The sequence below is a fragment of the Nocardia crassostreae genome (assembly GCF_001613405.1).
Lineage (GTDB): Bacteria > Actinomycetota > Actinomycetes > Mycobacteriales > Mycobacteriaceae > Nocardia > Nocardia crassostreae.
Genome location: NZ_BDCH01000012.1, coordinates 211,167 through 224,954, shown reverse-complemented (window position 1 = coordinate 224,954; position 13,788 = coordinate 211,167). Strand labels below are relative to the sequence as shown.

Here is a 13,788-nt window from a genome sequence, read left to right as displayed (position 1 = left end):
ACCAGCGAGACGACTGAGCCCCCGCCGGGTTTCCGGGCGGGGGCTCAGTAGAACCTGCGATCGATCGGCTAGACGTTGAAGCGGAATTCGACGACGTCGCCATCCGCCATAATGTAGTCCTTGCCTTCCATGCGAACCTTGCCTGCGGCTTTGGCGGCGGACATGGAACCGGCTTCGACCAGGTCTGTGAAGGCTACGGTTTCGGCTTTGATGAAGCCGCGTTCGAAGTCGGTGTGGATTACGCCTGCTGCCTTGGGGGCGGTGTCGCCCTGGTGGATGGTCCAGGCTCGGGCTTCCTTCGGGCCTGCGGTGAGGTAGGTCTGGAGGCCTAGGGTGTGGAAACCGGCGCGGGCCAGGGCGTGGAGGCCGGGTTCGGTTTGGCCGATGGACTCCAGGAGTTCCAGGGCTGATTCGGCGTCGAGCTCCAGCAGCTCCGCTTCGACCTTGGCGTCGAGGAAGACCGCGTCGGCGGGGGCTACGGCGGCCTTCAGTTCGGCCTTCTTGGCCTCGTCGGTGAGGACGGTTTCGTCGGCGTTGAAGACGTAGAGGAAGGGCTTGATCGTCAGGAGCGACAGTTCCTTGAGGAGGTCGGTGTCGATCTTGTCGCGCATGGCGAAGAGGGTTTTGCCCTCATTGAGGATTTCCTGGGCCTGCTTGGCGGCGTCGGCTACGGGCTTGCGGTCCTTCTTGACCTTGGCTTCCTTGTCGAGGCGGACGACCGCCTTCTCCAGGGTTTGCAGGTCGGCGAGGATGAGCTCGGTTTCGATGACCTCGATATCGGAGGTGGGGTCGACCTTGCCGTCGACGTGGATGACGTCGTCGTCGGCGAAGACGCGCACGACCTGGCAGATGGCGTCGGCCTCACGGATATTGGCGAGGAACTTGTTGCCCAGGCCCGCGCCCTCGGAGGCGCCCTTCACAATGCCCGCGATATCGACGAAGGAGACGACGGCGGGGACGGTGCGCTCGGAGCCGAAGATCTCGGCGAGCTTGTCCAGCCTCGGGTCTGGCAGCGGCACCACGCCGACATTCGGCTCGATGGTGGCGAAGGGGTAATTCGCCGCCAGCACGTCGTTGCGGGTCAGCGCATTGAACAGCGTGGACTTTCCGACGTTGGGCAGGCCGACGATTCCGAGGGTGAGACTCACGAAGAGGAGATTCTACGCGGACCTCGGCGCAGGTCTACCGCCGGAGTCACTCCAGCCGGACGTTGCGCCACCACTCCATGATGTCCTGCGGCGTACTGGAGGACTTGGGCCGCGAATACATGAGATACGGCGCGCGATCATCGGTATCCAGGAAGGTCGTCACGATCGCCTCGCCCCAATACGACTTGACCCGGTAGTTGGTGTAGGTCCGCCCGTTATTGGTCGCGGTGAACTTCTTGCTCGAATCCAGCAGCGCGACAACGGCCGCCACATCGGCGGCGGATTTGTAGGCGTAGAAGCGGAAGGTCGGGTCCTTGTAGTCGCCGCCGCTCTCGCATTCCCACTGCGCCGTCCAGCGACCGAAGTCCAGCCCGTCGTCAGCGGTATCGGAGGGCCGGTCGGCCGGGTCGTAGTTCTTGCAGGACGCCGAGCGGAAGCCTTCCTTGCGGTCGGTATCGACCGGCACCATGCGCGGAAACGCCTCCCAGATCGATTCATGGGTCCCCGCCGAGGTCTGCGTGGGTTCGGGCCGAGTCAGATACAGCGCCCCGGCGACCGCGACCACCACGACCAGGGCGGCCGCGCCGATTCCGGCGAACAGCCTGGTCCGGGACCGTTTCGGCGTCGCCGCGACAATGGTCGGAGCACCGGCCGGGGGCACGGCGGCCGTCATGTGCACGGTCGGCGTGGCGGCCCCGTTCAGCGGCACCGTCGCCGCGGTCTGCGGGCGGCTCGGATCGCTCAGCGCCCGCCGCGCCGCCGCCGCGAACTCCGCACACGTGCCGAACCGATCCTGCGGCCGCTTGGCCATGGCCCGCGCCAGCACCCGATCCAGGGCGGGCGACAGATCCGGCCGCACGGCGCTCAACGAGGGCGGGCTGTCGTACAGATGCCGCTGCATGACCACGCCCGGATGATCGGATTCGAACGGTCCGGCCCCGGTGAGCAGCCGGAACAGCGAGCACGCCAGCGAATACTGATCCGCCCGCGGATCCAGCTACTCCCCCGAGAGCTGCTCCGGCGAGGCGTAAGCCAGTGTGGCGGTGAAGGTTCCGGTGCGGGTCAGATGCCCGGCGTCATCACGCAGCCGGGCAATGCCGAAGTCGGTGAGCAGCACCCGCTCGGGCCGCCCATTGGCGGATTCCTCCAGCATGATGTTGGCGGGTTTGATATCGCGGTGCATGACGCCCTTGGCGTGCGCGTAGTCGAGAGCCTCGGCCACCTCGGCAATGATCCGGATCGCCCGCTCGGCCGACATATCCGAACTGGGCACCGCGGCGGCATCGCGGCCCTCCACGTATTGCATGGAGATCCACAGCTGCTCACCCACCGCGCCCCGGTCGTAGATCGACACGATATTCGGATGGTCGAGCCGCGCAATGAGATCGGCTTCCCGGTCGAATCGCGCCCGGCTCTCCGGATCGGAGAACAGTTCCCGGTTGAGCACCTTGAGCGCGGTCAGCCGCGGCAGCCGCGGATGGCGCGCGGGGAACACCGACCCCATTCCGCCGCGACCCAACTCTCGTTCGATCACATAGTCGGCAAATGTCTCCCCGCTACGCAGCACTGTCTTACTCCCGCATCAACACCGATTGCTTCCTGGGCCCGGCACAGATGAATCGCGACCCGCCCCGGACAACATAACCGGTTCCGGCGGGTCGCGATCGGTCGCGCGTCGGCTAGCGGGTGATACCGGCGGCGAGGGCGGCGGCCATGGCGGCGTATCCGGCATCGCTGGGATGCAGGTGATCGCCCACGTCGAAGCGGGGATCGAGGCGATCGGAATCGGACGGATCGGTCAGGGCGGCATCGAGATCCACAATGGCGTCGTATTCACCCGAGGCGCGGATCCACGCGTCGACGGCCTCGCGGACCTCCTCACGGGCGGCCGTGTAGTAGTCCGAGCCGCCGAAGGGCAGCAGCGTGGTTCCGACGACGCGCAGCCCGGCGGCGCGCGCTTCGGCAATGAGCTGCCGGTGACCCGCGATGAGATCCGCGGCCGTCACCACCGGGAAGGGCGCGCCGATCGGAATGCTGCCGCCGCTGAGGCCGATGTCGTTGATGCCCTCCAGGATCACCACGGTGTCCACGCCCGGCTGGGCGATGACATCGCGGCGGAAGCGGGAGACCGCGCTGTCGCCCAGGAACCGCGAGTCGACGGTCACCCGATTGCCGCCGATGCCCAGGTTCAGCACGGGCCGTGACTGCCCTTGCCCGGCAAGGATTTCGGCGAATTCGTCCGGGTAGGTATTGCGCGCGTCCGGGGTGGAGCCGTAGCCGTCGGTAATGGAATCACCGAACAGCGCCACGCCCGGCCGACCCGCCAGGTCGGCGGTCTCCACGGCCGACAGGAAATACCAGGAGGTCGAGGTCTCGGTGAAGGCGGCGCCGCTGGCCGCGGCCCGATGATCACCACCGGCGCGGTAGGTGGTCCCCTGCGCCTGCGCGTGATAGGTCGCGGGCCCGGTCGGCTGCGCGAAAAACAGGGTGACGGTCAGCTCCTCCAGCGGCGCGACCGCCAGGACCACGGGATCGGTGGCGACCTCCGCGCCCGGCGCTAGCCGGAACGTCGAGTTCAGCCCGACGGTCAAGTGCTGCACCGACTCCGGCCGGATCGCCGCACCGCCCGCGGACCGCGCGATGGTGGCCCCGGTGACCTCGACGGGCTGCGTACCGTACCCGTTCGACAGCCGCACCCGCAGCACCGGCCCGCCGTCGCTCACCCGGATCGTCTGCCGCACAGTCTGATTCGAGAAGCCCTCCTCGGACCAGTTGGGCGCGAAACTCACACTCGGCCGGTGAATCGCGGTGGCCCATACGGCCTCCCAGCCGGGCCCGGCCGCGGGCACGGCACCGGCTCCCCATGCGGCGACTATCAATGCCGCGACGATCGCGGTGAGCGCGGTGACGATGCGCATGAAACAGTTCCCTTCATCCTTCGGACCGTCCGCTCCGGCACGGCCCGAAGGTCAGCAACTCTATGCATGCGCATTCAATTCCCGGCTACTTCCGAGGGTCGCGCCCCAAATAGGTCAGCAGCTCGTCGACGACCGGATTCGCGCTGGTCACACCGTTTTCCACCACCGCCGCATAAGCGCCCCACTGCCGCAGCGGCTCCACCAGACCACGCGAAGCGGTGAGCAGATGCCCCGCGAGCTCATCGTTCAGCGGCGACGGCTGCCCCGTGGCGACCGCGATATCCCACGCGTGCACCGCCGCATCGAGCGCGCACATGACCGCCGCGACCGGCGTCGGCAGCTCACCGTGCGGCAGCGGTGTCGGCACCGTCTCCGCCCCGTCACTGACGGCCGCCCACGCCGCCGCGGTCTCCTCGACCGCGGCGCGCACCAATTCCGCCCCGGTGCCCTCGAGGGATCCGGACGGCGAGAACGGGTCATAGGCCGGACCCTCCCCGACCCCGAGGGTCTTGGCATAGGCCAGCTGATCACCGGCGGCGTGCTGAACCACCTGCGTGACATTCCATTCCGAGCACGGGGTGGCCAGTTCCCACTGATCGCCGCCCACACCCGCGACCGTGTCGGTGAGTGCCCGATGGGATTCGGCGAGGACATCGCGCCAGACCGGGGCGAGGGCGGCGGCGGGGTCGGCAGCCTGCGGATTGATGGTCATGGGTCATACCTCTTCGAAATCGTGTCGAACCGCTGCGGCAAACCTATGACGTCGGGGCTTGTGATCAGTGGTGAACGCGGGTCAAGAAGTCGCGGGCTTGTTCCAGATGTTCTTCCTGGATGCCGGTGAAAGGGTCGACCGGGATGATGTGGGTGGGTGCGACGGTGGCGGTGCGGGCGTCGGCCCAGTCCTTGTCGCCCGGCTGGAATTCGTCGTCGAACCAGCAGATCGGGCGGCGGTCCGCCCATTCGACAATGGCGGGGAGCTTGCCGTGGTGGCCGTCGCGGTGGCGGAATACGGTGCCGCCGAACGTGATCACCTCGAGTTGGGGCCAGTCGTAGATGGGGCAGAGCAGGCGGTTGGCTTCGTGTTCCCAGAGGGTTGCCCACACCAGGTCGGCGTTTCCCGAGTCGGCCAGGTCGCGCAGCCAGCGGCCGTGGTCGGGGTGCAGCCAGACCGTCAGGCCCTTGGTTTTCACACCGGGAGTGAATTTGGCGCGCAGGCGGTGCCGCGCGTATTCGGGCGGCCGAGCCCGCTCGCCTTCTCGATGCGGATTCAGCGTCCCGTCGACATCCAGCAGAATCGCCGCTCGCCCTGCGGTTCCCATGTACCCACTATCGGCCGCCGAGGCCGGACATGGCGATACCGCGGACGAAAGCTCGCTGGGCAATGGCGTAGATGAGCAGCAGGGGCAGCAGGATGAGGGTGGCGGCGGCCATGAGGATGGGCCAGTTGGTGGTGTATTGGCCTTGCAGGCGGACCAATCCGAGGGTGACGGTGGCGTATTCGTTGCGCTGGATCATGATCAGTGGCCAGAGGAAGTCGTTCCAGACGGTGATCCAGGTGAGGACGGCGAGGACCATGACGGCGGGGCGGGTGTGCGGGAGCAGGACGCGCCAATAGATCTGCCAGGGGGTGCAGCCGTCGAGGGTGGCGGCCTCCTCCAGTTCGACTGGGAGCGTGCGGAAGAACTGGCGCATGAGGTAGGTGCCGAAGGCGCTCCCGAACAGGCCGGGCACGATCATGGCCCACGGCGTGTCCATCCAGCCGAGGGCGCGCATGAGCAGGAATTGCGGGATCACGGTGACGGTGAGCGGGACCATGAGGGTCGCCAGGTAGCCGACGAAGAGCGCCTCACGACCCGGAAAACGCAGGCGGGCGAAGGCGTATCCGGCCAGGGAGCAGAAGAAGACCTGGCCGGCGGTGACGCAGGCGGCGTAGACGGTGGTGTTGAGCAGCATGCGGCCGATGGGCATGAGCTCGAACACCTCGCCGTAATTGGACCACTGCGGCGGGATCGGAACCGGTGCCGGATCGGTCAGCTTCCCTTCGGATTTCAGTGAGGCGGACAGCGACCAGAGTATTGGCGCGAGCGCACACCAAGCGACGGCGATCAGCGCCACATAGATCAGCAGTCCCCGCACCAACCGACGATTCACAGTTCCGCCTCCGCCCGCCGCGAGAACCGCAGCTGAACCAGCGTCAGCACCAAGAGAATCGCGAAGATCACCCAGGCCAGCGCCGAGGCGTACCCGACCTCGTAGAACCGGAAAGCGTTCTGGAACAGCATGATTCCCAGCACATAGGTACCCGTCTCCGGCCCGCCATTCCCTCCGGTCAGCGCGAACGCCTGATCGAACGCCTGCACCGTATTGATGACGGTGATGACGAAGACGAACGACAGCGCCCCCCGAATCAACGGCACCGTAATCGACCAGAACCGCCGCACCGCCCCCGCTCCGTCGATCTCGGCGGCTTCATACAGGTTCTCCGGCACCCCCTGCATGGCCGCCAGCAGAATCACGGTCGCAAAAGGCACGCTCTTCCACACCGTCACGATGCTCAACGACACCAGCGCCCAATCCGGATCCGTCAACCACGGCACCGGCCCAACCCCCACCCACCCGAGCACCAGATTCGCCAGCCCGTCATCACTGGCGAAAATGAACCGGAACACCACCGCCATCGCCACCGTCGAAGCCACCAACGGCAAGAACACGATCGTGCGAAACACCCCGATCCCAGCCAACTTCCGATTCAACAGCCCAGCCACCCCCAGACTGATCACCACCGTCGGCACCAACGTGGGCACGGTGAACACCGCCGTATTCCGCAACGCGATATAGAACAGCGGATCCTCGGCCACCAACCGCCGATAGTTCTCGATCCCAACGAACCGCGGCGGACTGAACAGATCCCACGAATGAAAGCTGAGATACAGCGAGAAGCCCAGCGGGAAGAGCAGAAACACCACCACGGCACCGAGATTCGGCGCAACGAACCCCACCCCGGCGCGTGCCCGACGACGGCCGAGCGCGGATCCGCCTCTTCGCCGCCCCTGGTGGTTCGCGCCGCCGCGGACCCCACGCCACGCCGCCGTACCAACGCCGAGCCGCACCCGCGCTCGGCCGCCGTTCCGGCCGATCACCCCATCACCCCACGCCCCGCTCACACCCGCTCCCGGCGGCTGCGATCGCTCCGCCGCTGCGGTCTCGACCCACAACCGATCGCCGCTCATACGCCCGCCCGCAGCAGTTCGTCGATGTCCGAGGCGGTTCCGCCTGCCAGGGAATCGGCGGTGGCCGCGCCGCGCAGGACTCGGTTGCAGCCGCGTTCGAGGAGGGATTCGACCTTGCCCCACAGGGGGGTGACGGCCAGTTGGCGGGAGTGGGCGGGGCCTTCGGTGAAAACCTCCAGGTTTCGAATTCCCGTGTGCACCTCGGCGAATCCGGGTGAGTGCATGGCCGATTTCAGGACAGGTACGAACAGGCCGGATTCGGCGATGATGGCCTGGCCTTCGGGGCCGGTCGCGAATTTCACGAATTCCCAGGCTTGTTCGCGGCGGGGGCTGGCGGCGGCTATGGCCAGGCCGGTGCTGCCGACATCGGTGATGGCGCCGGGGCCGCCGTGCGGGCCGACCGGGAAGACGGTGACGTCGACGTCGAGGTCGGTGAATTCCGAGTACAGCCAGTGCCCGCCCATGAGCATGGCGGCGCGGCCGGTGCGGAACAGGTCTTGGGCTGAAACCGATTGGCGGTCACCGACGCTGGGGGCGACTCGGTGCCGGACGGCGAGGTCGGCGTAGAACTGGAGTCCGGCGGCGAAGCGGGGGTCGCCGATATTGGTGCGGGACGGGCGCACCGGGGGCTGAACCATTCCGCGCCGTTGTTCATCCCGAAGCAGACGGCGGAGAAGTAGGGCACCCACGCGTCCACGAAACCGTATTGCCGGGTGCGGCCGTCGGCGTCGCGGCGGGTGAGCGCCTGGGCGGCGGCCAGGAATTCGGCGAAGGTCCACGCCTGCGACCAGCGGGCGGGCGGCTGGATCCCGGCCTCGTCGAACAGCTTCCGGTTGTAGTAGAGGAACACCCCGGACCACTGCTCGGGCAGCACGTACTGTCCACCCCGCCAGACGAAGGTGTCGCGCAATGGCGCATATCCGTCAGCGCGCAATTCGGACGCGTAGGCCGGATCCCGGTCGAGGAATTCGTTCAGATCGACGTACACCCCGCGCTCGGCGAGCCCGGCGTACAGCAATTCCCACGCCATCAGCACGTCCGGGCACTTCCCGCCCGCACAGTAGGTGAGCATCTGCTGCAAGGGATCCGGCCCGGACAGAATGGTGCGGATCCGGATATCGGGCCGCCGCCGGTGGAATTCGTCGATGATGAGCTGCCGCGCCTTGGCCTCCTCCGGCCACGCCTGGAAGAAGAAGGTGACCGCGTCGTCATCGGCTCCGGCGCAGGCCGCGGCGGCCGCCAGCGGCAGCACCGCGGCCGCCCGCAGCGCCGTGCGCCGGTCGAATCTCCCCCTATCGGCCATGCGGTGGGCGGTTCATAGCGGTCTCCTCTGAGTTTCAGCATGTGGACTGCATGACTCGATATGCGGGACCCCTGTGACGCAGGTCTCGAACCAGCATGGCAGCATACGCATGGCAACCTGCGACATGCGGAAAACACGCGGACTCGCCGGGACACGCCCCGGGCCGCACCACCCCCGCCGCCCGGCTGTGAGAACGCCGGGTCACCCATACCCAGCGGTACGGAACCTTGGATGGGACTGGGCCAAAGCCGGCTCGAGCCCGATTCGGTTCCGCTAGTTTCATTCCAGTCAGAACCGCTGTACCGCAGGGAGAGTTGTCGCATGGCGACCATCGAGTATCTCCGGACGGACCCGAACCTACCTCCGGTGGGCGTCGTGGACCGGACGCCCATGACGCCCGCGAAGAAGGGCATCTTCCTCGTCATCGCCATTGTCGGCGCGATCGCGTGGTCAATCCTCGCCTTCGTCCGCGGCGAGGAAGTCAACGCGGTGTGGATCGTGGTCGCGGCCGTCGCCACCTATGTGCTGGCCTATCAGTTCTACGCGCGACTCATTCAATGGAAGATCACCAAGCCGCGCGACGACGTCGCCACTCCGGCCGAGGCCATGGAGAACGGCAAGGACTACATGCCGATGGACCGGCGGGTGCTGTTCGGGCACCACTTCGCCGCCATCGCCGGCGCGGGCCCGCTGGTCGGCCCCGTCCTGGCCGCGCAAATGGGTTATCTGCCCGGCACCATCTGGATCATCCTCGGCGTCGTGTTCGCCGGTGCGGTGCAGGACTACCTGGTGCTGTGGGCCTCCTCCAAGCGCCGCGGCCGCTCGCTCGGCCAGATGGCGCGCGATGAGCTGGGCGTGGTCGGCGGCATCGCCGCCATCGTGGCCGTCCTCGTGATCATGATGATTCTGCTGGCGGTGCTCGGCATCGTCGTGGTGAATGCCCTGGCGGCCACCAAGAATCCGGCCACCGGCCTGCTCGAGGGCGGCAGCCCGTGGGGCGTGTTCTCCATTGCCATGACCATTCCGATCGCCCTGTTCATGGGCGTCTACCTGCGCTTCATCCGGCCTGGCAAGGTCGGCGAGGTGTCGGTCATCGGTTTCGCGCTGCTGCTGCTGGCCATCATCTCCGGTAACTGGGTGGCCGAATCCGGTTGGGGCCAGGACTGGTTCACGCTGTCCGGAACCACCATCGCCTGGCTGCTCATCGGTTACGGCTTCATCGCCTCGGTGCTGCCGGTGTGGCTGCTGCTCGCCCCGCGCGACTATCTGTCGACCTTCATGAAGATCGGCACCATCGTGCTGCTGGCGGTGGGCATTCTCATCACCATGCCGGTGCTGCAGGCCCCCGCGGTCTCGCAGTTCGCGTCCAACAGCAATGGCCCGGCCTTCGCGGGCAGCCTGTTCCCGTTCCTGTTCATCACCATCGCGTGTGGCGCGCTGTCGGGCTTCCACTCGCTGGTGTCCTCGGGCACCACCCCGAAGCTGCTGGAGAAGCAGTCGCAGGCGCGCATGATCGGCTACGGCGGCATGCTCATGGAATCGTTCGTGGCCGTCATGGCCATGGTCACCGCGAGCATCATCGACCAGCACCTGTACTTCTCCATGAATGCCAGTGGCGCGCTGACCGGCAATACCTTGGATGGCGCTGTCACCTACGTGAACAGCCTCGGCCTGAAGGGTGAGCCGATCACGGCCGACCAGCTGAACCAGGCCGCGTCCGAGATCGGCGAGAAGAAGATCGTCTCGCTGACCGGCGGCGCGCCCACCCTCGCGGTCGGTATGTCACAGGTGCTGAGCGAATTCCTCGGCGGCGCCAGCATGAAGGCGTTCTGGTACCACTTCGCGATCATGTTCGAGGCGCTGTTCATCCTCACCACCATCGATGCGGGCACCCGTGTCGCGCGGTTCATGGTCTCGGATTCGCTGGGCAATCTGGGCGGCCCGTTCGCCAAGTTCAAGGACGCCTCGTGGCAGCCGGGCGCCTGGCTGTGCTCGGGCATCGTGGTCGCGGCCTGGGGTTCGGTGCTGCTCATGGGCGTCACCGATCCGCTGGGCGGCATCTACACGCTGTATCCGCTGTTCGGCATCTCCAACCAGCTGCTGGCCGCCGTCGCACTGACCGTGGTGCTGGTGATCGTGGTGAAGAAGGGCCTGTACAAGTGGGCCTGGATTCCGGCGATCCCGCTGTTCTGGGATCTCACGGTGACCATGACGGCGTCGTTCCAGAAGATCTTCTCCGGCGATCCGAAGATCGGCTACTGGAAGTCGCACGACAATGCGGTCAAGAAGCTGGACGCCCACGAGGCCGCCCGCACCTCCGGGGAACTGCCCAAGGGCGTGAAGGATCTGGCCGCGCTGGACAAGCAGATCGCGGATCTGGAGAAGATCGTCCGCAATACCTTCATCCAGGGCACGCTGTCGATCATCTTCGCGCTGCTGGCGCTGGTCGTGGCCATTGTCGGCGTGACAGTGTGCGTGCGGGCCTTCTGCAAGGGCGGCAGCGAGACCACCGAATCGCCGGAGGAGCCGTCGAAGATCTTCGGGCCGAGCTCCTTCCTCGCCACCAAGGCGGAGAAGGACATCCAGAAGGAATGGGACGAGCTCATCGCCTCCGGCAAGGTCCGCGCACCCGGCGCCGCGGGCGGGCACGGCGGCGGGCATGACCCGGATGCCGATGTGGTCCTGACGAAGAAGTAGTTCAATAGTCAGTGATGACCGAACAGACCGCCCCGCCGACCGCGACACCCCTGCGGTCGGCGGGGCGCGCCCTTGTCCGGGCCGTGCGCGCCCTCATCTGGTGGTTCAACTCGATCCTGGGCGGTAACGACTACCGGCGTTATGTGCAGCATCAGCGGCTGCATCATCCGGAGCGGGAGATTCCCAGCGAAGGCGAATATTGGCGGCAGCGGCACGATGCCGCCGACCGCAATCCGACCAATCGCTGCTGTTGAGCGGGGTTGTCCGTTTTCCGCTGCTCGTGATGACCGATTTCCGCTAGCACGGCGGGCCGCCGACTGCGATGGTGGTCTATGTGAGTGCGAACTATCTGGATTTCGAGAGTTGCTACCGCGCTGTGGCAACCCGCGATGACCGGTTCGACGGGCAATTCTTCACCGCCGTGCGCACAACCGGAATCTATTGCCGCCCTTCGTGTCCGGCCATTACGCCGAAACGTGCCAATGTAACCTTCCTCCCGACCGCCGCGGCCGCCCAGCAATCCGGCTTCCGCGCCTGTCGGCGCTGCCTGCCCGATGCGGCGCCCGGTTCACCCCTCTGGAACACCCGCGCCGACCTGGCCGCCCGGGCCATGCGCTTGATCGCCGACGGCGTCATCGAGCGCGGCGGGGTACCCGCGCTGGCCGACACCCTCGGCTACTCCCAACGTCAATTGACCCGGGTCCTGACCGGTGAGCGTGGGAGCCGGGCCGCTGGCCCTGGCCCGCGCCCACCGCGCCCATACCGCGCGGCTGCTCATCCAGACCACGCGGCTGTCCATGTCGGATATCGCGTTCGCCGCCGGCTTCGCCAGCATCCGGCAGTTCAACGACACGGTGCGCGAGGTCTTCGCGATCAGCCCGACCACGCTGCGCGACGAATCGCGCCGCCGCAACGGCGATACGCTGCCGTCCACCAATGGTCTGCTGACACTGCGGCTTCCGTACCGCGAGCCGCTGGACAAGTCGTGGCTGGAATGGTTCCTCGCCTCGCACACGGCCCCCGGGCTGGAGCTGTGGGAGGACGGGATCTTCACACGGAGTCTGCGAACTCCGCACGGCCACACCACCATCCGCCTATCCATTCAACCGGGCCATGTGCGCGCCTCGCTATCGCTGCACGATATGCGTGATCTCGCACCGACCGTCGCGCGGCTGCGCCATTTCCTCGATCTCGACGCCGATCCCATCGGCATCGACGAGGCGCTGGCCGCGGGCATGGCGGGCGCGGCGCTGAATCCGCCGGGCAATGGCTCCGGCCCCGCTCGCGACGGTGCGGCGCTGGGACCTGCGGGCGCGGGCACGGTACTGCCCGCGGGCATCCGGGTGCCCGGATGCCTGGACGGCCCGGAGTTGTTGCTGCGCACCATGATCGGCCAGCAGATCTCGGTGGCGGCCGCCAATACGCACACCGCCCGCCCGGTGCAGACGCTCGGCGAGGCCATTCCGGGACCGGTTCCGCATCTGTTCCCCACCCCCGAAGCCATTGCCGACCGCGGCGCCGAGGTGCTCACCGGACCGGTGCGCCGCACCGAGGCCATCGTCGGCGCGGCGCGGGCCATCGCCAATGGCGAGCTGGTCCTGCACGCCGGACGCACCGCCACGGATCTGCGCCGCGACCTGCTGGCTTTGGACGGCGTCGGCCCCTGGACGGCCGACTACGTGACCATGCGCCTGCTGGCCGATCCCGACACCCTGCTGCACACCGATCTGGTGGTCCGCCGCGGCGCGGCCCTGCTCGGCCTCGACCTGACCGAAACCGCCCGCTTCGCGCCCTGGCGGTCCTATCTGACCATGCACCTGTGGAAGCACGCCCTGGCCAATCCGAGTCCCCCGGTCGGCGTCACCACCACCCGGAAAGCGAGAACATCGCCGTGATCACCACCGCGCCAACCGAACTCGTCCCGGCAGGCAGCGTCGCCGCCATCGACCACCCGACCGCTACCACCGGAAAGGCGACCATGACCGCCGAATTCGCCACCCTCACCACTCCCGCGGGCCCGTTCACCGCACTCGTCGACCGCGACGGGGCCGTCCTCGCCTCGGGCTGGACGGCCGACGCCGAGAACCTGCGCGGCCTCATCCATCCCACCCTGCGCCCCGCCGAGCTGCGCGAGCGCGCGGAGCTGGGCCAGGTCTCGAAGGGCATCGAGGCGTACCACGCCGGTGACATCCTGATCATCGATTCCATTGCGGTGCGCCAGGTTTCCGGCCCCTTCCTGGTTCATGCCTGGGAAGTGCTGCGCAAGATCCCGGCGGGTGAACCCGTCACCTACACCGATTTCGCGACCGTCTCGGGCCGTCCCGCCGCCACCCGCGCCGCGGCCGATGCCTGCGCCCGCAATGCGGCGGCCCTGTTCGTCCCGTGCCATCGCGTCATCCGCACCGACGGATCGCTCGGCGGATTCCGCTGGGGTCTCCCGATCAAGCGCTGGCTGCTCGACCACGAGAGCACCGTGGGCAAGTAATCCGGCA

The 13,788-nt window shown here is 67.3% G+C and carries 11 protein-coding genes and 2 pseudogenes; 4 read left to right on the top strand and 9 right to left on the bottom strand.

Annotation, left to right across the window (positions count from 1 at the left end):
* Positions 1-68: 68 nt before the first annotated feature.
* The 9 genes and pseudogenes from ychF to NC4_RS07780 form a co-directional block, all read right to left on the bottom strand.
* Positions 69-1,148 carry a redox-regulated ATPase YchF gene (ychF, locus tag NC4_RS07815; RefSeq protein WP_067534401.1) on the bottom strand — a complete coding sequence of 360 codons (1,080 nt, stop codon included), beginning with the start codon at positions 1,146-1,148 and terminating at the stop codon, positions 69-71.
* A gap of 46 nt (positions 1,149-1,194) precedes the next feature.
* Positions 1,195-2,055 (bottom strand): serine/threonine-protein kinase, encoded by an 861-nt coding sequence (locus tag NC4_RS44430; protein ID WP_369690695.1) that lies wholly within the window; start codon positions 2,053-2,055, stop codon positions 1,195-1,197.
* Between the two features lie 90 nt (positions 2,056-2,145).
* On the bottom strand, positions 2,146-2,715 hold the full coding sequence (locus tag NC4_RS44425; RefSeq protein WP_369690694.1) for a serine/threonine-protein kinase: 570 nt from the start codon (positions 2,713-2,715) through the stop codon (positions 2,146-2,148).
* A 112-nt stretch (positions 2,716-2,827) separates the two neighbouring features.
* On the bottom strand, positions 2,828-4,066 hold the full coding sequence (locus NC4_RS07805) for an SGNH/GDSL hydrolase family protein (protein WP_067534398.1): 1,239 nt from the start codon (positions 4,064-4,066) through the stop codon (positions 2,828-2,830).
* Positions 4,067-4,151: 85 nt separating this feature from the next.
* Positions 4,152-4,778, bottom strand: coding sequence for a TIGR03086 family metal-binding protein (locus NC4_RS07800; protein ID WP_067534395.1), 627 nt, complete (start codon positions 4,776-4,778; stop codon positions 4,152-4,154).
* A gap of 64 nt (positions 4,779-4,842) precedes the next feature.
* Positions 4,843-5,385 carry an HAD domain-containing protein gene (locus tag NC4_RS07795; RefSeq protein WP_067534393.1) on the bottom strand — a complete coding sequence of 181 codons (543 nt, stop codon included), beginning with the start codon at positions 5,383-5,385 and terminating at the stop codon, positions 4,843-4,845.
* A 7-nt stretch (positions 5,386-5,392) separates the two neighbouring features.
* Positions 5,393-6,217: a carbohydrate ABC transporter permease gene (locus NC4_RS07790; RefSeq protein ID WP_067534391.1), complete on the bottom strand. Its 825-nt coding sequence runs from the start codon at positions 6,215-6,217 to the stop codon at positions 5,393-5,395.
* Positions 6,214-7,065, bottom strand: a complete 852-nt coding sequence (locus tag NC4_RS07785; RefSeq protein WP_067534386.1) for a carbohydrate ABC transporter permease — start codon at positions 7,063-7,065, stop codon at positions 6,214-6,216. Before NC4_RS07785 ends, NC4_RS07790 begins: the two co-directional genes overlap by 4 nt.
* Positions 7,066-7,292: 227 nt before the next feature.
* Positions 7,293-8,599: pseudogene (locus NC4_RS07780) on the bottom strand (ABC transporter substrate-binding protein).
* Positions 8,600-8,920: 321 nt separating this feature from the next.
* Here NC4_RS07780 and NC4_RS07775 point away from each other — a divergent pair.
* The 4 genes and pseudogenes from NC4_RS07775 (at position 8,921) to NC4_RS07760 (ending at position 13,781) form a co-directional block, all read left to right on the top strand.
* Complete coding sequence (locus tag NC4_RS07775; RefSeq protein ID WP_067534385.1) at positions 8,921-11,296, top strand: carbon starvation CstA family protein; 2,376 nt, start codon at positions 8,921-8,923, stop codon at positions 11,294-11,296.
* Between the two features lie 14 nt (positions 11,297-11,310).
* Positions 11,311-11,550, top strand: a complete 240-nt coding sequence (locus tag NC4_RS07770) for a YbdD/YjiX family protein (RefSeq protein ID WP_067534384.1) — start codon at positions 11,311-11,313, stop codon at positions 11,548-11,550.
* Between the two features lie 68 nt (positions 11,551-11,618).
* A pseudogene (locus NC4_RS07765) lies at positions 11,619-13,191 on the top strand (DNA-3-methyladenine glycosylase 2 family protein).
* Between the two features lie 83 nt (positions 13,192-13,274).
* Complete coding sequence (locus NC4_RS07760; protein WP_067535924.1) at positions 13,275-13,781, top strand: methylated-DNA--[protein]-cysteine S-methyltransferase; 507 nt, start codon at positions 13,275-13,277, stop codon at positions 13,779-13,781.
* The last annotated feature ends 7 nt before the right edge of the window (positions 13,782-13,788 follow it).

Excerpts from the sequence above, each read along its gene's own strand:
- NC4_RS07775 (WP_067534385.1), top strand. The coding sequence starts at position 8,921 with ATGGCGACCATCGAGTATCTCCGGACGGACCCGAACCTACCTCCGGTG.
- NC4_RS07795 (WP_067534393.1), bottom strand. The coding sequence starts at position 5,385 with ATGGGAACCGCAGGGCGAGCGGCGATTCTGCTGGATGTCGACGGGACG.
- NC4_RS07770 (WP_067534384.1), top strand. The coding sequence starts at position 11,311 with ATGACCGAACAGACCGCCCCGCCGACCGCGACACCCCTGCGGTCGGCG.
- NC4_RS07760 (WP_067535924.1), top strand. The coding sequence starts at position 13,275 with ATGACCGCCGAATTCGCCACCCTCACCACTCCCGCGGGCCCGTTCACC.
- NC4_RS07805 (WP_067534398.1), bottom strand. The coding sequence starts at position 4,066 with ATGCGCATCGTCACCGCGCTCACCGCGATCGTCGCGGCATTGATAGTC.
- NC4_RS07800 (WP_067534395.1), bottom strand. The coding sequence starts at position 4,778 with ATGACCATCAATCCGCAGGCTGCCGACCCCGCCGCCGCCCTCGCCCCG.